Source organism: Porphyromonas canoris, from assembly GCF_000765975.1.
Taxonomy (GTDB): domain Bacteria; phylum Bacteroidota; class Bacteroidia; order Bacteroidales; family Porphyromonadaceae; genus Porphyromonas_A; species Porphyromonas_A canoris.
On record NZ_JQZX01000015.1, the window covers coordinates 88,730 to 112,676 of the forward strand.

Here is a 23,947-nt window from a genome sequence, read left to right on the forward strand (position 1 = left end):
CGTTCGGAAAAAGTGCCGAACGGCTCTGTTTTCTTCTCTAAACAGATTAAAAACTTGAAGTCGAACTTTGAAGAGTGGAAATCAAGCTTTGGTTGGCTCTTTTCAAAGCGTGATTTCCACCAACCGGTGCTTGGTTTACAACTCTGTTCGGCTTCATCGAAACTCTTTAAGGTGATTAAAATATTTTGTGATAGTGTCAAAAACATTTTCTCTAAAGCGATATATATCAGGCGGTCTGCATTACCCTTACAATAGTTTGCGCCAAAAGCTCCACTTCCTGCTCGGTAAGAGCTGCCGAGAGAGAGAGTCGGACACGCTCCCCACCGGGAGGAACAGTCGGTTTACGTATGGGTAAAGCAAAGAAACCGGCGGCTTTCAACTCCTCTGCCATCCGTACTGCACGCTCTTCGCTTCCGGCATGAACCGGCACGATATAAGAGGAGAGAGGCAGACCGGTACGCTCTTTCAGCAGAGCAACAAGGCGGTGAAGATGCGCCCTCTGCGCATCCATACCGGAGAGATGACGCACCACATGAAGCGACCATGCCGTGCAGACAGGAGGAAGAGCCGTGGAGAAAATAAGCGGTCGGCAGGTAGAGACCAACAGCTCGCGCACCTCCGCACCGGAAAGTGCAAACGCTCCGACACTGCAGAGAGCCTTTCCCATGGTTCCGATGAGAATATCCACCTGATCCAACAACCCCAAATCCTCGACACAGCCAAGCCCTTTCTCGCCTGTTGCACCCACGGCATGAGCTTCGTCCACATAGATACGGAGCTGCGGGTAGTGCTGTTTGAGAGCCACAATATCGGTCAAGGGAGCAAAGTCTCCATCCATACTGTAAAGGCTCTCCACCACGATCCATACGGTCTCAAACTCGGAAGCGAAGCGTTGCAGAAGGGCTTCGAGGTCGGGCAGACTGTTGTGCTTGAAACGGCGGAACTCCCGTCCGGAGAGCCTTATACCGTCTATGATGCTGGCGTGTACCAGCCTGTCCGCAAGGATGAGCATTTTATCATCGGAGAGTGCAGGCAGAATGCCGAGATTGGCATGGTATCCGCTGTCGAACAGCAGAGCGGATTTTCCGCCATAGAGCCGGGACAACTCCGCCTCCAAAGCCTCATGTTCGGGAGAGTTGCCCGTGAGCAGACGAGAAGATGAAGAGGAGAAAGGCAGCTCCAATACCCGATTTCCGAACTTATCTCTAAGGTCTGTATCGGTGGAGATACCGAGATAGTCGTTCCCGGCAAGATTGATATACCTCTTACCATCTGCCCATACGTATTTCCCCTCCACTTTAAGTTGAGGAATTTTACGATAAGTGCCTGCTGCTTTCAAGGCATCTATTCTATCGCTGTACTGCATTTTGCTTTACTATTTTAGAGAGTCCGGAGGTCAGTTTGAACAGCTCCTCGTCCGTAACCGCCATGAATGGTGGCATGAGATAAACGAGCCTGCCGAACGGACGTACCCAGATCTTCTCTTCGATAAACTGCGGGATGAGCCGCTTCATATCTACCGGCTGTTTCATCTCTACCACTCCGATGGCACCGAGACAGCGTACCTCTTTCACGGTGGAAAGGTCGGCAAGAGAGGATAGCTCGCTTCGGAGTGTCTGCTCTATCTCTTTGACCCTCTCCCTCCATGGTTTGGAGAGAAGCAGCCGGGTAGATGCAAGAGCAACCGAACAGGCAAGAGGATTTGCCATAAAGGTGGGCCCGTGCATGAAACAACCCGCCTCTCCGGAACAGATAATATCCGCTATCTCTTTGGTGGTTACCGTTGCGGAAAGCGTCATGCACCCTCCCGTCAAGGCTTTGCCGATACAGATAATATCGGGCAACACATCTGCATGATAAGCGGCAAGCATCTCGCCCGTCCGCCCGAAGCCTGTGGCGATTTCGTCGAATATCAGCAGTACGCCGAAATGAGAGCAGAGTCTTCTTGCCTGTCTCAGGTATTCGGGATGGTAGAAGTACATCCCTCCTGCTCCCTGCACTATCGGTTCAAGGATAAGAGCGGCTATCTCTTCGCCTTTCTCTTCCAAGAGATTTTGTAGAGGGCGTATCGCTTCTTCGCTCCATGCTCCTCCGAAAGGGATGGAAGGTTGCGGAAGGAAATATTGAGGTGTAAGTGCTCCGGCAAAGAGCCCGTGCATGCCGGTGATCGGATCGCATACGGACATTGCGTGCCAGGTATCGCCATGATAAGCGGAAGAGAGTGCCGCAAATCGTGTACGCTGTCGCTCCCCTTTGGCATGCTGATACTGTAATGCCATCTTCATGGCAACCTCCACGGCTACGGAGCCTGAGTCGGCATAGAAAATGGTATCTATCCCTTTGGGCAATACCGACTCGCACAGGAGTTTGCCCAACTCCACAGCCGGCTCATGCGTCAATCCGCCAAACATGATATGGCTCAACGTCTCTGCCTGACCCTGAAGAGCCTGCACCAGTACCGGGTGAGAGTAGCCATGTATAGCCGCCCACCAGGAGCTCATACCGTCTGTAAGCTCTGTTCCATCCGCAAGCGTAATGGTAGCTCCTTTGGCTGAAACCACCGGATAAACCTCCAAAGGGTCTATGGTTGAGGTGTAAGGATGCCAAAGATGATCCCTGTCCCAGCGGAGTCTTTCCTGCCATAAATGGTTCATCGTTCCCATGTTGTCTCTGCTTTAGTATCGTACTTCATCTCCCGGAAGAGCAGCATGTCTTCGTCCGTAACAGATGCAGTGGTTGTGAGTAAATCGCCTGTGATGGCGGAGTTAATACCGATATAGAGTGCTTTTTTCTGTGTCTCTCTATCCATCTGTGCACGTCCGCCGGAGAAGCGAAGGTAGGCTGTGGGATTGACCAAACGGAAAATCACCACCGCCAAAAGGAGTTCGTCGGCAGAGAGCAGTGCGGTATCTCCAAGCGGTGTTCCCGGTATCGGCTGGAGCATATTGATGGGTATGCTTTCCACTCCAAGCGTTTGGAGATAGAGAGCAAACTCTATACGCTGTCGTCTGCTCTCGCCCATGCCGATGATTCCTCCGGAACAGACTTTCATCCCGACCTTTCGGGCTGCGGCAATGGTCTCCTCTTTCTGCTGCTGTGTATGCGTGGAACAGAGTGTGATAAAGTGGGACGGCGCACTCTCCATATTGCAATGATAAGTGGTAACACCGGCTTCATGAAGCACCTTTAGGGTATCTTCCGTAGCCAATCCGAGCGATGCGCAAAGATGCAAAGAGGGTTCGGCTTTTCGGATCTCCCTGTATATGGCGGCATACCGAAGTGTATCCACCATGCTCGGACGCCTGCCACTTGCTACGAGTGAATACCTTTTGATCCCCTTGTTTCTATTATGCAGCGCCTGCTCCAAACACTCTTGGGGAGAGAGTATAGGGTATGTCTTGCATCCGGTATTGTAGTGCGCACTCTGGGCGCACCACTTGCAATCTTCCGGACATTTACCGCTCTTTACATTGATGATGCTACAAGTGTCGAATCCGTCCCCATGCAGCGTCCGGGTTATGGTATGACACGCTTCATAAAGCTCCTCTATGGGATACTTTTCTATTACTTTTTCTACTTCTTCTATACTCCGAAGACGTCTACCGGCAACTATCTCTTGCGCCAACTCGGAAGCGGTCTCCGGGAAATCTCTATACTCTTGCTTTGTCATTGTGAAACATAGGATAAGAAAATACCCACCTTTCGACAAAAGCCGAAAAGTGGGTATGGATATGATGAGACGGTAGCAGTGCTACAGTCCGATTCGTTTACGAAAGATGCTGTGCAGAGTATCTCCATGCTCTTTTCCTGTTCCTCTTCTTCACAGAGAGGCTCTTTGATGGCGGGAAGGAACTCTTGAACAGCTGCCGAAACGGTGTTCCGAGACTTTTGCAACAGTCTTTCGGCAACAGACAAATGGAGAGTTCCTATGGTTACAACCCTGCCGACACTCATAAAAACGGCGTAAGCCTTACGGCTCCACCTACGGAACCGTAAGGCTTTACTGCCTCTGTTATGTGTCAGGATAAGCATCTATCCGGATGATCAATTATTTCTTTTGAGAAGTTACTCGGTTCAACCAACCTACCATAGAGAACATAATCACCATGGAGATCAGACATACTACAACGAATACCGACCATGTGAGCCATAGAGGAACGTTCTTGTAGAGGATTGCACCAATGAATAGGAGTTGGTTTCCAAGTCCTGTCGCAAGAAGCCACATACCTTGCATCAAACCTTGAAGCTTTGGAGGAGCCACTTGAGATACGAACGACAAACCAAGCGGAGAGATAAACAACTCTGCAACAGTAAGAACAAAGTATGTACCGATAAGCAACCAAGGAGTAACCTTAACCAAGTTTTGTTGTTCGGTGCTCATCTCTTTCATCTCTGACAACAATGGAAGATCGAAAGATCCCATGGTCATAAGTATGAAACCGATAGCGGCAAGTCCCATACCGATGGCAATCTTCATCGGGGTGCTTACGTTGTAACCACTGTTTGCCAACAAGCCAAAGAACGCCAAGACCATAGGTGCAAGAGTAACCACGAAGAATGGATTCGCACTCTGGAACATTTCAGGCTCTAAGGCAAAGCCGAACAGATCGAGCTTCGTAAAGTCACGAGCAAAGAATGTAAGCGTCAAACCGTTTTGGTGGAATGAGAACCAGAAGAAGATAACAACGAGCATAACAGCACCAAGAGCCATTATACGCTGACGTACTTCTGCAGGATCCATCTCTTGAACAGGCTCTGCAGGTTTTCCGTCATGCTTAACCGCAGCAGTTCCCGGATCCGGAAATTTCTTCTTGTTAAGCATAAAGATGGCAAATGAAATAAGCATCGCCACGATGGCAACACCGAAAGAGTAGTGGAATCCGGTATTGAAAACGTGCAAGTATTCCGCTGCAAAAGAACCAAGATCGGCAGGTGCACCATTCAAAGATACCTCTCCCGCCAATGTTGTAAAGTTGGCAGCAGCAGTGTCCGAAAGCGTTTCTCCGTTGAGATACTTGTGGCAAAGCTCGGGAAGCTGACCGTTATAAGTAAATCCGTGAATCTTCAACCACCAGGAGCGAACAGCAGGAGCCACCCAAGGAGCAAAGATAGAACCGATGTTGATAAACATGTAGAAGATGGTGTAACCCGCATCACGTGTTTTGCTATCCACGCCGGACTTGTCGTACATCTGCCCTACAAGAGCCTGCAAGTTACCTTTGAAGAAACCGTTACCAAGGGCTATCACGAAAAGAGCCACGCAGGTAAAGACGAGCATAATGGTCTTCGAGTCCTGTGTGATTGTGGTAGGAATAGAGAGCATACCGTATCCGACAGTCATCATGACAAGTCCCATGATGATCGTTCTCTTGTAGTTACGAGTACGGTCTGCTACAAGTCCTCCGATTATAGCCAATGCGTAGATTCCGAAATAGAAGAAAGAGTAGATAAGTCCTGCCTCATCTTCAGCCAAGCCAAACTTTGCACTCAAGAAGAGTACAAGGATAGCCATCATCGTGTAGAAACCAAAGCGTTCTCCCATGTTCGCCAGAGCTGCCGCTATAAGCCCATTAGGATGCTTTGTTTTTTGCTTTACGTTCTGTCCCATTGAAATTAAGTGATTGGATTATAAGTTTATAAATATTGATTTTTTCATTTATGAAAGAGAAAGAAAGAGGGCATCACTGCTCGTAGATCCTTTCCAGTGCTCCCGTTGCAGGGAAGAAAGTGAGGCGGATAACGGCAGGAGCGTGCTTTTTGTTATTGAAAAGAGCCGGAGCCAAAGCCTCTTTCGTTCCGAGCTGAGCGATATATACCTTCTCTTGCAACAGTATCTTACCATCTCTCCTAAGGGTAATCTCCACACGTCCGGGACGATTATAGACAATCCCTTTGAGCGATTTTTCCGCCTTTTCTGCCTCTTTCGGGGTGAGAGCAGGAGCTTGATCTTCTATCTTCACACCCATATAGATCGGTTCGCCGGAAAGATCTTCCTTATCCAGTACACCCTCCATTTCGGAAAATCTGAAAGCCACACTGTTGGATATAGAGTCACCGGAGAGGTTATCTATGGTGATCCGTTCGAGCGTCGAAGTAGTATAGCCTGTAAACAGCTCGGATAACGCTCTCTCTTGAGCATTGATATTATCCAATGCCAACTTCAATGCCTGCCCATCGGGAAAAGACTGTTCCGCTTCGCCACTAACGATAGAAGTGCGCGCTTCTCTCAGTGTGTGTATCTCACGAGCGACAATCTCTGCTCGCTTTCGAGGGGATGTGGCTTGCAGATATTCCGGAGAGAACGATGGCTCGGAGCGACGAACATTTGCCTCTTCCGCCTTGCGAATCTCTTCTGCAAACGGTTGTATCTCATTGGGAGTGTACTCCGTGTTGATGGCACAAAGCAATCCGTCCTCCGTCAGCATCACAAAAGGAGCCACGCTACCCTCTTTGAACTGAACATGATACACCTTGTCTCTATCGGGTACACCATAGGTTTCAAGCCGGATACCCTTTAGTTCGTACAGAGTACGGGCTACCGAAACAGCCTCTAAGCCTAAATGTTGTCTGGAGAAACGTGCGTAGATTCCGGGAGTAGAGACTTTCTTCTCCACCAGCAGATGCAGGCGAATCTTAGTCTCAGGCAGTGAATAGACGACTCCCGGCGACTTTTTTCCGCCTGTGTCTGTATGTTTTTCCACTTTTGTCTGTGCTTCCACGCCCCAAAAAGATAGCGCAAGCATTAAGAAAAGAGTGTAAAAGATCTTATGCATATGCAAATGGCATTTTTAGACGGTTTATGTGCAAAGCTAACAAAAATTCTTGTTTTCCATAGTGTTTGCTATATAAAGTGAAAATCCGTGACAGCAAAAAGAATAAAGGGAAGCATAAAAAGGGGGCATTTTTCGGGAGCTTTTATATAAAAACGGAGTTCCAAAATTTTGCGTCGGAAGCACTCAAAATTTCTCTTGCTCACACTCTCCTTTCAGACGAAAACCCATAACTCACTACAAACAAGACACTTACAAACCATTGCGAATTCGCAAAAAATTTTTTCTCAGTCCGTTTGATGGGGCTTTTTCGCGTCAATAGGTGTAAATTTTAACATCTATTCCTGTAAACGTTTCCTAATAAAGAAATTTGCCTTTTCAGGGGCATTTTAGGGCAAAAATACGTAGACGATTGATTGTTAGTGTTTTAATCGTTTTAGCTAAACACTTTAATCGAATCCGGTAAACGTGTTTAATGAAATCACTAAACGTGTTCGTTGAAAAATTAAACACGTTAAGCCGAAAGAATATGCTCGTTTNAACGTGTTTAATGAAATCACTAAACGTGTTCGTTGAAAAATTAAACACGTTAAGCCGAAAGAATATGCTCGTTTAGCGTTTTGGCTTAACAGAAATCGAAATTTGTGTTAATAAAACGAGCTGATTTAACAAATCCGGCACCCCTCTGAAAACGACCCCTCCGATCAAAATAGAGAAGGGCAAAAATAAGCCGGAGACATCGGTATGGAATATATAAAAATCACCATTCGGAGAGGAGATTTTCGGGTTCGTTTTTTCCTTTTTCCCCCGAAACACAAAAAATAGTACACAACAAACCGTGAAACAGAGTACAAAAACAGAAATAATGATACCGATACATGGTGGAGACCAAATATTTAGCTACATTTGTACGATAATTCAGCGGATAAAAGATTAAATAAACAAATCAAGTATGATTCAACCTATTTCAAAAACCATCACGCTGGCTGATGGTAGAGAGATTGTCATTGAAACCGGCAAACTCGCCAAGCAAGCAGATGGTTCGGTAACGGTGCGCATGGGCAACACCGTATTGTTGGCCACCGTGACAGCTGCAAAAGACGCCAATCCGGGCGTTGATTTTATGCCCCTTTCAGTAGATTACAAAGAGAAGTTTTCTGCTTTCGGTCGTTTTCCCGGAGGATTTACCAAACGTGAAGGTAAGGCTTCAGACTACGAAATCTTAACTTCCAGACTCATCGACCGTGCCCTTCGTCCTCTATTCCCGGACGATTACCACGCAGAAGTCTTCGTTAATGTTATACTCTTCTCAGCCGATGGCGTAGATATGCCGGACGCACTTGCAGGATTGGCTGCATCTGCTGCTCTTGCCGTTTCAGACATACCATTCAACGGCCCGATCTCCGAAGTGAGAGTGGCACGAATAGATGGTAAGTTTGTTATCAACCCGACCTTTGAACAGCTCGAAAGCGCAGACATCGACATGGTAGTGGCTGCAACGCTCGACAATATCATGATGGTCGAAGGCGAAATGAACGAAGTATCCGAAGCAGAAATGCTGGATGCCATAAAGGTTGCACACGAAGCGATCAAAGCGCAATGCCGGGCACAGATAGAGCTTATGCAGGCTTGCGGCACAACCGAAAAGCGTACATACTGCCACGAAGAGCACGATGAGGAGTTGCGCTCAAAGGTACGAACAGATCTTTACGACAAAGTTTATGCCGTGGCTGTAAGCGGATCGTCCAAGCACGAACGCGCAGCAGCATTTGAAGCGATAGTGGAAGAGTTCAAGGCTCAATACACAGAAGAAGAGCTCGAAACAAAGGCTCCCCTCATCGCTCGTTACTATCACGATGTAGAGAAAGAGGCTATGCGCCGTGCAATACTTGACGAAGGCAAGCGTCTCGATGGTAGAGACACGCGCACCATTCGTCCTATATGGTCGGAGGTGGACTGCCTTCCCGGACCTCATGGCAGCTCTATCTTCACACGTGGAGAGACCCAATCGCTTACAACGGTAACGCTCGGAACAAAGAGTGATGAGAAACTGGTGGACGATGTACTCTTCCACGGCAAGGAAAGATTCTTGCTACACTACAACTTCCCTCCGTTCTCCACAGGAGAGGCTCGCCCTCAACGCGGAGTGGGACGCAGAGAAATCGGACACGGAAACCTTGCTCACCGTGCACTCAAACGCATGATACCGAAAGACTATCCTTACGTCGTGCGTGTGATGAGCGATATCCTTGAAAGTAACGGATCCAGCTCCATGGCTACCGTATGTGCCGGAACGCTTGCTCTTATGGATGCAGGGGTAAACATTACTCGCCCTGTCAGTGGTATTGCCATGGGACTTATCTCCGAGAACAAGGGTCAAAACTATGCGATACTCTCGGATATCCTTGGCGATGAAGACCACTTGGGAGACATGGACTTCAAGGTAACCGGTACGGAGAAAGGTATCACCGCAACACAGATGGACATCAAGGTGGACGGTCTATCCTATGAGATCCTCGAAAATGCGCTGGCACAGGCACGTGAGGGACGTATGCACATTTTGGGTAAGATCATGGAGACGATCACCGAACCGAGAGAAGATCTCAAGCCACACGCTCCACGCATCGTCAATCTACGCATACCGAAAGAGCTTATCGGTGCTGTGATAGGCCCCGGAGGCAAGATCATCCAAGGCATACAAGAGAAATCCGGAGCCAATGTCAATATTGAAGAGGTGGACGGAATGGGTCTCATCGAAGTGAGCGGTACAAACAAAGAGAGCATCGACAAGGCTTTGGCGATGATCAACTCTATTGCTGCCGTTCCGGAAGTGGATAAAGTCTACACCGGAAAGATAAGCTCACTGATGCCTTACGGTGCATTCGTAGAGTTCTTGCCGGGTAAAGACGGACTTCTTCACATCTCCGAAATAGACTGGAAACGCTTTGAAACAATCGAAGAAACCGGTTTGCAACAAGGAGCGGAAATAGAAGTGAAGTTGATCGAAATAGATCCAAAGACCGGAAAGTTCAAGCTTTCGAGAAAGGCGTTGTTGGAGAAACCCGAAGGTTACAAAGCACCCGAAGGCAACAACAGACCTCCTCGTCAAGAGAGACCGGAACGACAAGAGCGATTCGTACACAGACCTCGCAGAAACAACAACGAGTAACATTCGGAACATCCGATACATAAGAGAAAAGGCACGTACCTCTCCGGTACGTGCCTTTTTCATATTCTTGCCGTCACTTTACCCCTATCAGGCTCTCTCTTTCAGCAGATAACGAGAGGAGAAGAGCAGGGAGAGCTGCAACCTCAACCATATCAGCGAAGGGAAGAGAGCCTTTATGGCATAAGGAAGGAGTATCTCATTTTTAAGCGTTTTCGGCATCAGATCGCTGGTGGTAAAGCTGAAAATCATCGCTCCCGTAAGCAGTACGGCATCCCATATACGGTACCGGCTGTTCCGGTCTCTGTCTATCCACCACAACGCAATGCCGAGATAGGCTATTATATAGGTGTTGGACTCCGTTCCGGAGCTGAACAGCACAATAAACAGCAGCAGTGATGCCAAGACCGAGCGCCTGAACAGCGCACTCTCATAAGCCTTGAAGCGAAGAAGCGGAAGGAGGAAAAGCAACATCCCCGGCACTATCACCAGCAGGTCGCTATACTGTTCGACTCCCGACAGCTTGCGAATCATTCCCACCAGACCCATGTTCTGCATCAGAGCAAACATATTCTGCGTATTCTTTCCCCCCAAAGCCGAGAACCAGTTTCGGTACTGCTCCACGGCATAATCCCATCCGCCAAGCATCGGAAGCAGTCCGAGTAGAAGCGTCCAAAAGAAGAAGGAGAGCAGGAAGCTCTTTTTCTTCTTGGAGAAGAGCCAGAAGCACAGCCCCGCAATGCCGTATATCTTGGTCAGAAAGCCCAAAGCGATGAAAAACGTAGCAGCCCAAGGCTTCTCCTTGACAGTGAAAACATAGGAGAAAATCAGCAGTGCGGCAATGAGGACATTGTACTGCTCCATCAGAAGACCCAGCAACAGCTCATTGGCTGTAACCCAAAAGATCACCGCCCTGCCGGACATGGAGAGACCGGGAATGCTCTTGATGGCATAGAAAAGCATGGCTGTACTCACGATGAGCCACAGCACGACACCCGCAACAGGCGGTAACATGGAGAAAGGAGCTATCACCAACGTGAAGAGCGGACCGTACAAGAAGCGGTCGTGATACTCTGCCGGATAGTAGGCATACAGGTCTTGATGTTGCAGGAAGTGGTCCCAACTCCTCTCGAAAATCCGATAGTTGTTAAACTTCCCCCTTGCTATTTTCTTAAAGCAGGCAAACAGCAAGACGGCTCCCCACACCACCAAAGGAGTACGAGAGCTTCTGCCCAACGCCCCCAACACAGATACTATACTTTTTTTCTCCATCTACTCGGTTTTTCGGATAGTGCCGACAAACAGCCACACAAAGATAAGAAAAGCCATCGCAAAGCAACAGCTCTGCGATGGCTTCGGATAGCTATAAAAGTATCTTTACTTCTTCTTGCCCTGATTTGCTACGGCATCCATAAGCTTCTTGATCTCTTCCGGATCGCCTATGAAATAATCTTTTACCAGATTGTAGTTGTCGTCGAACTCGAACACGTAAGGCACAGCCGTTGGCAGGTTAAGGCTTACGATATCTTCGTCCGAAATGTTCTTCAACACCTTGATAATACCACGAAGGCTATTGCCATGCGCTGCCACAAGAACATCGTCATGCTCTTTAAGAGTCGGGAAGATAGTACCCTCCCAGTATGGCAATATACGAGCCACGGTATCTTTGAGCGACTCTGTAAGCGGAAGCAGCTTTCTGTCTACCCCTGCATAGCGAGGATCATTGTGCGGTGCACGCTCATCTCTTTCGTCAAGAGGTGTGGGAGGAATATCGTAGCTGCGACGCCAGATATGTACTTGCTCATCGCCGTACTTCTCTGCAGTCTCCGCCTTATTAAGCCCTTGCAACATACCGTAGTGCTTTTCGTTCAGCACCCAATGCTTCTCTACCGGGATCCAGTCCAGATCCATCTGATCCAATACATTGTTAAGGGTCTTCACCGCTCTCTTCAAGTATGAAGTGTAAGCCTTACCGAAACGGAATCCGGCAGCTTTCATCTCCTTACCTGCTTTGATTGCTTCTTCTATGCCTTTCTCGGAAAGATCAACGTCTGTCCAGCCTGTAAATCTGTTCTCTTTGTTCCACTGGCTTTCCCCGTGGCGAATAAGGACAAGTCTTTTCATGTCTGATATCTTCTATGGATTATGTATGTGAATTAAATTCTATCCTGCAAGGCTTTAGCTCTTCTGCCATTGCCTTTCACAAAGATAACGAATATTTATCACAAGCAAAGAGCCATACTCACACTCTCACCCCTCCCCCTTTTTCTCTTCTGTGCGGACATAAAAGAGGATAAATGCGTACAAAAGTTCTCTTTATCGTATTCATTTTCTCCGCTCAACGCATTCACATCTCCAAACCAAAGCACGATTGCCATCATTCAAGCCCTGACTTCCACTCTTCAAACTCCGATTGCTACACATCAAGACTTGAAAAAGAACCCCAAAAAGGTTTGGAGCAACTTCTATATACTTACAAACAAAAATATTAACCGGTTTACGACTGTTTTATCATCCGATTACGGCTTGAAGCACTGCCATCACAGCCATCAGGGCTAATAATAGCAGAAGAAGCGAATAGAGTGGAGAAAGAAAAATCTCAAGGCAACTCCACTGTCGGAGCCGCCTTGAGATCTCTTTTTATCCTGTTTCGGAATAGTGCTTCTACTATTTGCCGGAACCGACACTTATACCTTCGTCTGCCGATTGATTCAGACGAGATTCCCCATTGACACTCTTTCGGGTAGAAGATTTAAGCTCTTTGTTGCCGAACGTATAGCTCACACCGAACGTGAGCTTAGGGCTATGCCAGTTTTTGGAAAAGGAGATCGGGGTATTCATTCCCACTATCTCTCCCCTGGCAATATTGGTATTGAAAAGGTCGTATCCCGTTAAGGAGAATTTCCAGCTGCCCATACGTTTGCTGAGAGTAAAGTCTACCCACCACTGTTTTTCTGTCTTGTAAACTCCCACAAAAAGAGGGCTGTAATAGGTAATCCCGGCATCGAAATACCATTGGGCAGGCAGGTTCAGAGACTGCTTGTGTTGGACATAGTAGGCATTGAACAGACGATTGTAATCCGCAGCGTTCACAACACCTCTATCCTGCTGAAGATGATATGCCAGATAGATTGAAGCAAACCACTGCAAACCATTCTCCCGGTAAATGAGAGGTATCGGTGCTCCGGCAACAAAGCGCAAGTAACGGCTGTTTTCAAGGTTTGTTTTAGCCAAAGTATAGCCCCCTTTATGAGGCTTCAGGTATTCGATGATCGGATTTTTCTCATCCGACAGGCTCACTTCCAGCATAGCCGCCCTCAAATAGGTATAGCTGAGGGAGAGATTGTATCTTGTGCTGTTTTTCAAATCAGGGTTTCCTTCACGCGACAGAAAGCCCGAAGAGGACGAGACATAAGGCATGAGGTCTCGGAAAGATGGGCGTTTGTAATAGGTCTGCAACATGGTCGAAAAACGATGCTTACGGGAGAAGTCGTAAGAGAAAGAGAGGTAAGGCTGCCAGTTTAAGAAAGCATCCGCCTTGCTCTTTTCCATTCCGATCCAGTGGTTATCCCGTTGGTCATAGTTGAGTTGCACCCCTGCATAAGTATCTACAGCCTCTTTGCGATAGCGTAGAGAGAGATAAGCGGAAGTGCTGCTCTCCTTATAGCCATTGCTCTTACCATCGGGAGAGTCTTGGGGCATGGTGTCAAACCTGCTGTCGTTTCGGATACCGCCAAACTGAGTACTAATGGTAGAGGTGAAGCGGAAAAGGAAGTCCGTTGCGATCCTGAAGTAATGATACCGGTCTTCCAATGCGCCGTTGATGGCGGAGTTGTGAAAATAGTCTCGACGGTTAAGGCTGAAAGTGTAGTCCGCATAGTTGTTCCAGCTCCACCTTTTCCCGGATGAAGAGTGGAAAAGATTTACCGTTCCCACTTTTCTATCCATATCTATCCTGTTGGAGGTATTGTATTCCAATCTTTCGTCAGAGAGGGTAAGATAACTTCTCACCCCGATCAGATGCCGAGGAGATACCTGCCACTCCGATCCTATTTGGATACCATGCCCCCGATAAGGATTTACAGAGGTTGTATCGGCTCCTATGGATGTTGTCAGTGTCTCTTTTCGGCGATTGTCGAAATATTGGTAAGCAAGATAGTTTCTTGTATTTCCTTTGTTATAATTAAGGCGTACACGACTGTTGCCGGACAGCAATGCCTGATAGGATATATCCGCAGAAAGAAAAGCGTTAAAGCCTTCGTTCGGCTTTTTCTTGGTGATAATATTCAATACTGCATCTACACGTGTGCCGTACTCAGGACCTGGATTTCGGATGAGTTCCACGGATTCCACATCGGCTATACCGAGAGAAGCAAGATAGGTATGCACTTCATTATTTGACAATCGAAGTATCTGACCATTGACGGCAACGGTCAGATTGTAAAACCCGAAGATGGATAGGCTGTTGTTTTCATTCACTTGTACACCCGGCAGGAGCTTTATACCATCCAAGAGAGTTCCGCCCACGGCAGCAGGATTGGCGGACAGATTATATACGGCATTGCTTCCTTTGTAAGACACAAACGGGCGTCGGCTCACAACAACCACTTCGTCCAACTGTTGCGACCTCAAATTTATGACGATCGGAGGCAGCTCTACCTCTTTTTCTGAAACGGTTACCGCATTGTTTTGAGGATAGTAACGCTCCCCTAAATAAGAGACCAGAAAGCGGTATCTGCCTTGTGGCAATTCCTGGCGAAAATATCCTTTAATATCACATACTGCCGGATAGAGCTGTGTTGTATCCCGAATGTTCTTGAAAACAACAATGGCATTGGTCAGCGATTCTCCTGCCTGATCTTTGAGATGACCCGAAACCTTGTAGCTGTTGTGCTGTGCCATCAAGGAGAGCATGGGGCAGAAAAGAAGTAAAAGAAGAAGTTTTTTCATACTGCAATATCAGACTAAAGGGGCGATTTCTCCGGTCGGAATTTCAACACCGGCACGTATAGAGCATCTATTGTTTGGAAATCAGCCCTCGTTATTAAGCTTTATCTTTTTTGCAAATATAGATATTTTATAAAAGCAGTAAATGTATTATTAGCATAGTTCTTGGAAGGAGGCAGATATTCAAGAGAGGAGATAAAAAAGAATCGGGATCGTAAAGATTACAATCCCGATTCTCTGTTTTATTTTCTCGTAAAATATCCGGCTATTATCCCTTCTTATATGCGACATAAGCCGTATAGCCACCATTCAGATTATAAATGGTAAAGTTTTTTGCAGAAAGCATCTTTGCAGCTCTGAGCGAACGACCTCCGGATCTGCAGTAAACAAGAACGGGCTTTTTCGGATCAAGAACCTTCAATGCTCTCTCCAGGAAGTCGTTCTGAGTAACATCTATCAGAATGGCTCCCGATATAAAGCCGGCATCATACTCGGCTTTAGTCCGAACATCGACAATCTGCATATTGGGATTTGCTTCCAATAGTTTGTCCAGCTGTGATACTTCCACATTTGTAATTGTTTGGACTGTCTCTTGCGGAGAGGAACTCTTGCAACCGACGAACAAGGCAGCAACAGCAAGAGCGGATACCACAAATAGTGCTGCTATAACTCTCTTATAATTCATGACTCCTCTACTTTATGGTTTAAGCGAAAGTGATAAGGAAGTAGTTTTTCTTGCCTTTCTGTGCAAGGATATACTTCCCGGCAAGAAGATCCGAAGAGGTCAATACCATCCCTTCACTCTCTACTTTCTCTTTGTTTATACTCACTCCTCCACTCTTTAGAAGCTTACGAAGCTCTCCACGAGAGGGGAACATTGCAACCTCATCGGCTAATAGATCCAATATGTTGATACCCTCCCCGTTGATCTTATCCATGGGCAGTGTAGCAGATGGGACACCTTCAAAGAGTGCAAGAAGTGTATCTTCGTCCAGCTTGGTAAGTGCTTCTCTGGTTGCATTTCCAAAAAGGATGGCAGACGCTTCCACGGCAGACTCGTAGGCTTCTCTCGAATGCACCATACAGGTAACCTCTTCCGCAAGTCTCTTTTGCAAAGGACGCAGATGAGGTGCAGCCGCTTGCTCTTCTTCCAATGCCATTATCTCCTCTTTGGTGAGCGATGTAAAGATCTTGATATACTTGGCGGCATCTGCATCCGAGACATTGAGCCAGAACTGATAGAACTTATACGGTGAGGTGTATTTCGGATCCAGCCAGATGTTTCCACTCTCTGTTTTCCCGAATTTACCACCATCAGCCTTGGTGATAAGCGGACAAGTGAGAGCGTATGCTTCGCCTCCCAATGTCCGGCGAATGAGTTCCGTACCGGTGGTAATATTACCCCACTGGTCGGATCCTCCCATCTGCAAACGACAACCTTCATGCTGGTAAAGATAGGTAAAGTCGTAGCCTTGTATCAGCTGGTAAGAAAACTCGGTAAATGAAAGCCCTTCTCCACTCTCTCCGGAAATTCTCTTCTTTACAGAGTCCTTTGCCATCATGTAGTTTACAGTGATATGCTTGCCGACATCCCGGATAAAGTCCAAGAAGCTGAACTCTTTCATCCAGTCGTAGTTGTTCACCAACTTGGCTGCATTAGGGGCATCGCTCTCAAAATCGAGGAATTTTGCCAGCTGTTTGCGTATTGCCTCCTGGTTATGACGCAAGGTATCCTCGTCTATCAACTTTCTTTCGGCACTTTTCATGGATGGGTCTCCAATCATTCCGGTAGCTCCTCCAACAAGAGCTATGGGGCGGTGTCCCGCTCTCTGAAAGTGGCGAAGCATCATGACACCCACAAGGTGTCCTATGTGTAGAGAGTCCGCCGTAGGGTCTATACCCACATAAGCAGAAGTCATCTCCTTCATCAGGAGTTCTTCCGTACCGGGCATCATGTCATGGATCATACCTCTCCAGCGGAGTTCTTCAACAAAATTTATCATCTTGGTATATATGGCTTAATGTATATGTATGCTTAAATTTCAATCTTCATGATCTCGAATGTTACAGTACCGCTCGGCACTTTTATCTCAACTACATCCCCGACCTTCTTTCCTACAAGACCTTGAGCAATGGGAGTGGATATGGAGATCTTACCGGCACGCAGGTCGCTCTCTGTGTCCGAAACCAGAGTATAAGTCATGACAGCATTGTTGGCTTTGTTCTTTATGGTTACCTTATTCAGCATGTGCACTATGTCCGTACCAATCTTAGATGTATCCACAATACGTGCATTCATCAACTTGGAGCGCAACTGAGCTATACGTGCTTCCAATAGCCCTTGAGCCTCTTTCGCAGCAGAGTATTCTGCATTTTCGGAAAGGTCTCCCTTGTCTCTCGCTTCTGCAATCTGGTTAATCACATCAAGCCTGTCCACCGATTCGAGCTTCTTTATCTCCTCTACAAGCTTGTTGTATCCTTCTTCCGTAAGGAGTGTATATCCTGCCATAATATAAAGTTTGTTTCAAAATATTGAGACCTCACGCCACAAGGATGAGGTATAAAAAATATTTAGACCAAGACTTTCGCCTCGATCTAAAAACATGAAAATATTCACAATAAGGTATTTACTCGGACAAAGTTAAGGTTAAATATGGATATTAGCAAGGAATGCTTTATAAATGTGAGCCTTGAGATCCCCTATCGAGATGCCCAAAGCCTCGGCAAATACACTATAAACATCCGTGATGTCCTGACTGCTCTCATCGCTTTCCAAGAGGAACGGCTTCTCTTTCAGCCATGATAGAATACCGGGATCACTTGGAACGACCCGGAGAGAGACTATAATGCTCGCCCGATAAAGCTGCTCCAAAAGCATCTGCTTGCCTCTGAACCCATGCACAATCCAAGCAGGAGGATCGGGCAAGAGCCCTCTCACGGATGCAAGAGACAACAGCCTGTCCCAACCACCTACCATGTGAAAGAGGCAGGGCAGGCAATACTCGGACGCTATACGCAACTGCATTTCGACCCATGCGGTCTGCTCGTCAAGAGAGATGGATGAGCGTTTATCCCAACCAATCTCTCCAATCGCCACAACACTGTTTCCCTTAGGATTCTGCAAGTATTCACGCAGAATGGATTCTCCCTCTTCTATGGTCAAATCGTGCCTAAGAGACATCGGATGTATGCCTATGGTAAGGAAATTGGAGCCGGAAGGCAGCTCTTCTTGTATGGGATCTACTACAAAAAGAGCCATACAATCCGGTCGATCTGCATATTGTCGCAGATGCGATAGATGTGTATGGCTGTCTATGTATTGCATTATCTTTATCGCCTGAAAAGACTATGGTACGGGGTCGTATCCGCTTCCACCCCACGGATGACACCTTAAGATGCGTCGAACGGTAAGATATAAACCCTTGAACGGACCATGCTTCCGAAGAGCCTGAACGGCATAGGTGCTGCAAGTTGGCGAGAATCTACAACTCGGAGGAGTATATGGAGAAATACACTTCCGATAGAAGTAGATCGGTAAAAGCAGTATCTGCACCAATAGTTTCTTTATCATTCTGTTTCCTCCTTTCGTTCCAAAGAGCGACAAACCTCAGTGAGTTTCCGCAGAGCCTTCTTCACTCCCTGCTCTATCGCAGAATAGGAGGAAATGCCATCTCCTATATAAAGAAAAGCAACAAGAAGGCCGAAACTCTTTTCGGCTTGAGCCAGCAACTCGTTCTTGTGAAGACGATAAGCTTCTTTGGTTCTTCTTTTTACAAGATTCCTGTCTACCGCATGCTTGAGCCGCTTTTTCGGAACACTTACCAACAGTTCCACGGGAGCAAGCATGTCCATCTCTTTTCCACAGGCATAAACAACCTTGAAAGGATAAGCTACAAATCCGGTACGAGAAGAGAATACCCTTTCTTTATGAGAATTAAGATAAAGACGTTGCGACTTTGGGAATGTAGCTTTGGACACCTGTTTTACTTATGCTTCTTAATGTAGTGCTCAAGAGCAGCAGTCATTGAAGGGAACTCTGGAGACGGAGCTTCAATGTTCACTTCAAGTCCATTTTCTCTAAGAGCCAAAGCAGTAGCTTCCCCGAAACAAGCAAGAAGCTGTTTGTTTTGCTTATACTCAGGATAGTTGCTCCTTAGAGAGGTTACGCCATTGGGGCTGAAGAATATGAGAAGATCATACCCATCTATCTCTTCTTTTGTAAAGCCATTAGGAACAGAGCGGTATATCGCACTGGTAGAATAAGGAATCTTTTTACTATCCAATACTGCAACAATATCTTCCTTTAGTCCTTCTATTCCGGGAATGAAGTAAGTCTCCTTATTGTGCTTAAGCAAGAGAGCATGAAACTGAGCCGCCTGCCCGCTTTCGTGATAAAACACTTTGCGCTTGCGATACACAATATACTTCTGCAAATAAGATGCAATAGCCGCACTATGGCAAAAATACTTCATATCTTCCGGCATTGTCAAACGCAACTCTTGAGTAAGCTTGAAGAAATGGTCTATCGCTGTTCTGGAGGTAAAAATGATCGCTGTATGATCTAAGATATTAACTTTCTGATCACGAAACTCCCTTGTTCCAAGCGTTTGGATAGAGAAAAACGGCTTAAAGTCCACCTCAAAACCATACTGCTCAGACAATGTTATATATGGGGACTTTCCTGTTACCGGTGCCGGCTGAGACACCAATATTCTTTTTATTTTTGCGCTCATTAAAGTCGTATCCTGTTCTTTTAAGATTAGGATTATCACACACTCATACTACGAATAAATTGCCACACAGCAACAAAGGGTAGTATTTCCAAGGCGCAAAGGTACAAAATTAGATGTAATGAATAACGAAGATTAAACTCTATTAACTTCCAAGACTTATAAAAGGAGGTTAGTCGGTAAAGAAGAAATAGAGCTAAAAAGAGCCATATAGCACTGCTTTTGTTGCTACTCCAGCTCAAGAATAAGGCAAAAGGCAAATATAGAAATGCTCCCCATGTTGTAAACAGAACAAACTCCTGGAACTGCCATAGTCTCTTTGTCTCTGCTGTCATAAAGATAGCCCCTATAACAGACCTGATAATCCAATGAAAAACTATAAAAATAAGGACAGCCCCTGCGGCTATCAATAAGAACCGAGACGTAGAGAAGAAAGGATCGGAAAGATAAGACTCTACGGAGAGAAACAGGACTAAAGAAGCCAGCAGAAAACCTTGCAAGCCCAAAAAGAATTTCATCCCAAAGGAGAAGCCATATATATTTTCCCCCAGCGCATCTTGCGGCTTAAGTCTTAAAGCTCCTTTGATACTCCCAAGAGAGTAGTTGGGATGAACCGCATACATCACGGCGAAAAGAAGCAATAGAAAGACAAGAGAAAACACAAAAAATGTGCTGTCATATCCGGGAGGTTCAGGAGCCTCTCCTTGAAATTGAATCGGGAAAGAGGGAAAGTTCACGAAAACGTGCAACGTTTTAATATCAAGAACGCCTAGTCCAGATATCTTCGTACTTTTCCGGAAGAAGGGCAAGAGCCGCATCTTCTTCCTGTCTCATAGTTTGTTGTTCTTCCTCTGTGGCATCTCTATACCCACAAAGATGCAATACTCCATGAATCATCACACGAAGAAGCTCCCGGTAAGAAGGTTCGCCAAAGATTGAGGCATTACTATCAATCGTTTCAAGACTGATGACAATATCAGCAAAGAGAAGATCGTCTACACAGTTGTCAAATGTTAGAATATCTGTCTCATAGTCATGGTTGAGACTTTTTTTGTTGAGTCTTCTTATGAAGCGATCATCACAAAAAACGTAAGTGATCTCCCCGACACGCTTACCTTTCAACTCCGCAACTTCTCTAATCCAATTTGTAATGACACGGCGCCTGAATCCCGGAACTTTTATATTGTCATTTTCTGTTGTAAATATAATATCTGCAGATCTACTCATGGCTCAATAGGAATTAAAGAATAATAATACCAACCATTGCAAAGGTAAGAAATCTATCTTATATGCTTAGCTTCTAACGCCATCCCTAAATATATACCACGCATGTAGCGCAGAACCGATACAGAATAAAAGCATCCACAAATTCGATGCAGTGTAAACAAAGTACGCAGCCACAGCCATTGCCACAGCCCCCAAAAAACCTATACGATGCAAACGTCGTTTAGTCGGAGAGACATCTTTATCTCTCTTAGGAATGGACAGAAAATAGTACAACAATAGTAACAGCACCCCAAAAGTGTAAATAAAAAAACCGCTTTGAGATCCAAGAAAAACAAGGAACGTTCCTCCCATTGTAATGAACGTCCCTAAAAGTACGGCAATATAGCCTTTGGGCATTCTTTTTTCCGATGACATGAATATCTCTATTATTTATATTGTTATCTACGAGCCTGATAAGTTCTTCACTTTCTCTCTGTCTATGATGTAAAGATCTTCATTGGGGGCCTTCATTAAAAATGTCTCACGAGCAAATCTCTCCAACTCAGACTTATCGAACTGTAGCTCCTCCAACATCTCTTTCTCTGTTGCAATCTGCTTTTGTAACTCTGCTTTCTCTCTCTCCAACTCATTGATTTGGTCATAGTACTTCATCTGATTGTACAAATTATCATCACTGGGCCAAAGTAAGAATAGTGCAATCAGTATGGCAAAGAGTCGTCCGGGAGTAATTTTTCCGGAAATCTTCTGAACAATTTTTGTTGCTCGTTGAATATCTATTTCTGGCATAATCTAAAATGTTCAATCTCAGGAATAACATAAGCCTCCACCTCTTCATAAGAAAGCTGATGCATGGCTTCTATGTAAATCTTGTTTCTGTAATACTTATCAAACAGATCGTCTTGCTTTATAACTTCATCCTGCAAGGAAAATATTCCGAAAGTTGCTTCTATATCCTTTTCGGAAATTCTTTTCCACTGCTCAGACTCAACCTCTACGTACGAGAGCAATAAATCTTCTGTTACCTCAAAATCTTCCTCATCCGGATCAAACCTCTCGTGATAAAATCTCAAGCGAAGTCCTTTATAACGCCCCATCACTTCAGATGTTGTAAACGCAGGATTGATAAGGATCTTCTTCTTTGCCGGAAGTTGATGAGCAAAAAAACCTCCCATTGAACTTCCTATAATCACATCCGGTTCCTCTCGATTCACAATATCCGAAAGGAAATGCAGAGCTTCATGAGCATCAAGAGGGATGTCCGGTGTAAGGATGTGATCTTTAGGAAGAAGATCCCTCAAGAATCGACCACGAGAACTCATATATGAAGAAGTTAAACCGTGCAGATAAAGGATAGTAAGAGTATTCATCTAAGCTCTATCTCACCAACACAAGCTTCCACAATTCCTCTATTTCCGAAAAGCGCGAGTCGATATTTCTAAAATACTCCAACTTATCTTCTATCTTCGTCGGGATAGCATCCTTATGACCATCCAATAGCAGCGTGGAAAGAGTGATATAGTCATTGGACAACTCTTCCCGTAAAAATATGAGAAGCTCATCTTTTACTCGCTCTATTTCTATTTTGCTTTGAAGATTATACGTTAGAGCACAGACATCTTTGGTAGTACTTCCGATACTCGGTCTACAATCCATAAGAGTTCTCTTAAGGATTATACGTCCATCCTGCATTCCTGCGAACTTCTGCCAAGCCTTAATAAGCTGTTCCTCTGTAAAAGTGTTGTCTCTCAGATCCGTTTCCAATGTACTTTCCTGCTCCTTTTCTTCATTATGATTGGCATGAGAAATAGAGAAGCTAAACTTGCTCTTATAGGCTTCCCTCTGAAGCTTTTGCGGAGGAGTTACGGGAGTATTATATGTAAGAGAAGGAGACTCCCTCAATATGGAAGTTGACAGTGCAGGATTTGGTTCTACATTACTCCTCGAGGTATCTCGTCCGGAAGGTTCTCTCTGATCTGTCTGAGGAGGTGTGTTTGTAGAAGAATTTAGTTCCGAACTATTCTGTGCACACATATTGATGAGAGCAACTTCCGCAGAAAGTCTTTTACTGGAAAGCTGTCTATACTTCTCCTCATAGCCGACAGAGACTTTCAGACAATTCCAAATCATGGCTTTGGAGCAAGTCTGTGCAGCTTTTATATAGCGTCCTCTTACACTATCTATTACTTCAAGCATGGAGGCCGTTCTAGGGTCTTGAGCCAATAATACATTACGGAAGAACGCCGAGAGTCCTGTCATAACCTGAAGAGGATCAAAACCTTTGACAAGAACCTCCTCCAATAAAAGCAGGCATTGATGATAGTCCCCTCTTAAGACATAGGCCAAGAATCTAAAATAAAGAGCCTCATCCAACTTCCTAAGATTTTCCAGAACAGATTGGTACGTGATATTTCCTTGTGTAAAGCCCGCTATTTGGTCAAATATGCTAAGAGCATCTCTCATCCCACCATCGGCATGTACGGCTATTGTCTGTAATGCTTCGGGCTCTGCAGATACTCCCTCTTGTGAGGCGACATAAGCAAGATGGTTAGCAATATCCGGAACAGAAATACGATTAAAGTCAAAAGTCTGGCAACGCGAAAGTATCGTAGGCAGGACTTTGTATTTTTCTGTTGTAGCAAGAATAAATACTGCGTGAGCCGGTGGCTCCTCCAAGGTCTTAAGAAAAGCATTAAATGCCGATGAAGAAAGCATGTGTACCTCATCAATGATATAGACCTTATATCTTCCGGTCATGGGACGGACTTGTACCTGATCTATAAGATTTCGCATCTCATCCACAGAGTTATTGGATGCTGCATCCAACTCTATAACGTTGTAAGAGCTCTGTTCATTGAACATCTTACAGCTCTCACAAGCGTTACAAGCCTCACCCTCTGAAGTCCTATTAGTACAGTTTATTGTTTTCGCAAATATCCGAGCACAAGAAGTCTTTCCCACTCCACGAGGACCACAGAATAGATAAGCATGTGCAAGCTTATCTTCCGTAATGGCATTCTTCAAAGTGGTTGATAAGGCATCCTGTCCTACCACACTTCTAAATGTAGCAGGTCTATATTTTCTTGCCGATACAATATACTGACTCATTG

23 protein-coding genes are annotated in these 23,947 nt (G+C 45.7%); 1 reads left to right on the forward strand and 22 read right to left on the reverse strand.

What is annotated here, in order from left to right:
• Positions 1-226: 226 nt before the first annotated feature.
• The 6 genes from HQ29_RS08960 to HQ29_RS08985 form a co-directional block, all read right to left on the reverse strand.
• Positions 227-1,366 (reverse strand): aminotransferase class I/II-fold pyridoxal phosphate-dependent enzyme, encoded by a 1,140-nt coding sequence (locus HQ29_RS08960; protein ID WP_036869337.1) that lies wholly within the window; start codon positions 1,364-1,366, stop codon positions 227-229.
• Positions 1,350-2,663: an adenosylmethionine--8-amino-7-oxononanoate transaminase gene (gene bioA / locus HQ29_RS08965; protein WP_394332371.1), complete on the reverse strand. Its 1,314-nt coding sequence runs from the start codon at positions 2,661-2,663 to the stop codon at positions 1,350-1,352. Before bioA ends, HQ29_RS08960 begins: the two co-directional genes overlap by 17 nt.
• Positions 2,651-3,670 carry a biotin synthase BioB gene (gene bioB / locus HQ29_RS08970; RefSeq protein ID WP_052090046.1) on the reverse strand — a complete coding sequence of 340 codons (1,020 nt, stop codon included), beginning with the start codon at positions 3,668-3,670 and terminating at the stop codon, positions 2,651-2,653. The genes bioA and bioB overlap by 13 nt, the downstream gene beginning before the upstream one ends.
• Complete coding sequence (locus tag HQ29_RS10460) at positions 3,667-4,032, reverse strand: hypothetical protein (RefSeq protein WP_036869343.1); 366 nt, start codon at positions 4,030-4,032, stop codon at positions 3,667-3,669. Before HQ29_RS10460 ends, bioB begins: the two co-directional genes overlap by 4 nt.
• A 16-nt stretch (positions 4,033-4,048) precedes the next feature.
• A complete protein-coding gene (locus tag HQ29_RS08980; protein ID WP_036788249.1) occupies positions 4,049-5,608 on the reverse strand; it encodes a peptide MFS transporter in 1,560 nt (519 codons plus the stop codon).
• A gap of 73 nt (positions 5,609-5,681) precedes the next feature.
• The gene (locus tag HQ29_RS08985) at positions 5,682-6,773 is read right to left on the reverse strand and encodes a DUF4831 family protein (RefSeq protein ID WP_036869345.1); all 1,092 of its coding nucleotides are present in this window, start codon (positions 6,771-6,773) and stop codon (positions 5,682-5,684) included.
• A 949-nt stretch (positions 6,774-7,722) separates the two neighbouring features.
• Between HQ29_RS08985 and pnp the strand changes: the two genes are divergently transcribed.
• The gene (gene pnp, locus HQ29_RS08990) at positions 7,723-9,939 is read left to right on the forward strand and encodes a polyribonucleotide nucleotidyltransferase (protein ID WP_036847652.1); all 2,217 of its coding nucleotides are present in this window, start codon (positions 7,723-7,725) and stop codon (positions 9,937-9,939) included.
• Between the two features lie 87 nt (positions 9,940-10,026).
• On the opposite strand, the gene HQ29_RS08995 is transcribed toward pnp, so the two are convergent.
• The 16 genes from HQ29_RS08995 to dnaX form a co-directional block, all read right to left on the reverse strand.
• Complete coding sequence (locus tag HQ29_RS08995) at positions 10,027-11,208, reverse strand: glycosyltransferase family 87 protein (protein ID WP_082226869.1); 1,182 nt, start codon at positions 11,206-11,208, stop codon at positions 10,027-10,029.
• A gap of 105 nt (positions 11,209-11,313) precedes the next feature.
• Positions 11,314-12,060 carry a 2,3-diphosphoglycerate-dependent phosphoglycerate mutase gene (gene gpmA, locus HQ29_RS09000; protein ID WP_036788258.1) on the reverse strand — a complete coding sequence of 249 codons (747 nt, stop codon included), beginning with the start codon at positions 12,058-12,060 and terminating at the stop codon, positions 11,314-11,316.
• A 543-nt stretch (positions 12,061-12,603) separates the two neighbouring features.
• A complete protein-coding gene (locus tag HQ29_RS09005; protein ID WP_052090047.1) occupies positions 12,604-14,886 on the reverse strand; it encodes a TonB-dependent receptor in 2,283 nt (760 codons plus the stop codon).
• A 265-nt stretch (positions 14,887-15,151) separates the two neighbouring features.
• Entirely contained in the window at positions 15,152-15,568 is a 417-nt protein-coding gene (locus HQ29_RS09010; RefSeq protein WP_036865309.1) for a rhodanese-like domain-containing protein, read from the reverse strand.
• A gap of 19 nt (positions 15,569-15,587) precedes the next feature.
• Positions 15,588-16,883 (reverse strand): tyrosine--tRNA ligase, encoded by a 1,296-nt coding sequence (tyrS, locus tag HQ29_RS09015; protein WP_036788433.1) that lies wholly within the window; start codon positions 16,881-16,883, stop codon positions 15,588-15,590.
• Between the two features lie 35 nt (positions 16,884-16,918).
• Complete coding sequence (gene greA / locus HQ29_RS09020; protein WP_036788268.1) at positions 16,919-17,392, reverse strand: transcription elongation factor GreA; 474 nt, start codon at positions 17,390-17,392, stop codon at positions 16,919-16,921.
• 138 nt (positions 17,393-17,530) lie between these two features.
• Positions 17,531-18,208, reverse strand: coding sequence for a TatD family hydrolase (locus HQ29_RS10005; protein WP_082226870.1), 678 nt, complete (start codon positions 18,206-18,208; stop codon positions 17,531-17,533).
• A gap of 21 nt (positions 18,209-18,229) precedes the next feature.
• Positions 18,230-18,451: a membrane protein insertion efficiency factor YidD gene (yidD, locus tag HQ29_RS10225; RefSeq protein WP_081964498.1), complete on the reverse strand. Its 222-nt coding sequence runs from the start codon at positions 18,449-18,451 to the stop codon at positions 18,230-18,232.
• A complete protein-coding gene (locus HQ29_RS09030; RefSeq protein WP_052090049.1) occupies positions 18,451-18,861 on the reverse strand; it encodes a ribonuclease P protein component in 411 nt (136 codons plus the stop codon). The genes yidD and HQ29_RS09030 overlap by 1 nt, the downstream gene beginning before the upstream one ends.
• A gap of 5 nt (positions 18,862-18,866) precedes the next feature.
• Positions 18,867-19,616: a uroporphyrinogen-III synthase gene (locus tag HQ29_RS09035; protein WP_036869348.1), complete on the reverse strand. Its 750-nt coding sequence runs from the start codon at positions 19,614-19,616 to the stop codon at positions 18,867-18,869.
• A gap of 35 nt (positions 19,617-19,651) precedes the next feature.
• On the reverse strand, positions 19,652-20,431 hold the full coding sequence (locus HQ29_RS10670) for a DUF4271 domain-containing protein (RefSeq protein ID WP_082226871.1): 780 nt from the start codon (positions 20,429-20,431) through the stop codon (positions 19,652-19,654).
• A complete protein-coding gene (gene ybeY / locus HQ29_RS09045) occupies positions 20,373-20,840 on the reverse strand; it encodes an rRNA maturation RNase YbeY (RefSeq protein ID WP_052090050.1) in 468 nt (155 codons plus the stop codon). Before ybeY ends, HQ29_RS10670 begins: the two co-directional genes overlap by 59 nt.
• 66 nt (positions 20,841-20,906) lie before the next feature.
• Complete coding sequence (locus tag HQ29_RS09050; protein WP_152565544.1) at positions 20,907-21,254, reverse strand: hypothetical protein; 348 nt, start codon at positions 21,252-21,254, stop codon at positions 20,907-20,909.
• 27 nt (positions 21,255-21,281) lie between these two features.
• Positions 21,282-21,626 carry an FtsB family cell division protein gene (locus tag HQ29_RS09055; protein ID WP_052090051.1) on the reverse strand — a complete coding sequence of 115 codons (345 nt, stop codon included), beginning with the start codon at positions 21,624-21,626 and terminating at the stop codon, positions 21,282-21,284.
• Positions 21,614-22,207, reverse strand: coding sequence for a YqiA/YcfP family alpha/beta fold hydrolase (locus HQ29_RS09060; RefSeq protein ID WP_036869352.1), 594 nt, complete (start codon positions 22,205-22,207; stop codon positions 21,614-21,616). Before HQ29_RS09060 ends, HQ29_RS09055 begins: the two co-directional genes overlap by 13 nt.
• Before the next feature lie 7 nt (positions 22,208-22,214).
• Complete coding sequence (dnaX, locus tag HQ29_RS09065; protein ID WP_036869353.1) at positions 22,215-23,945, reverse strand: DNA polymerase III subunit gamma/tau; 1,731 nt, start codon at positions 23,943-23,945, stop codon at positions 22,215-22,217.
• Positions 23,946-23,947 lie beyond the last annotated feature (2 nt).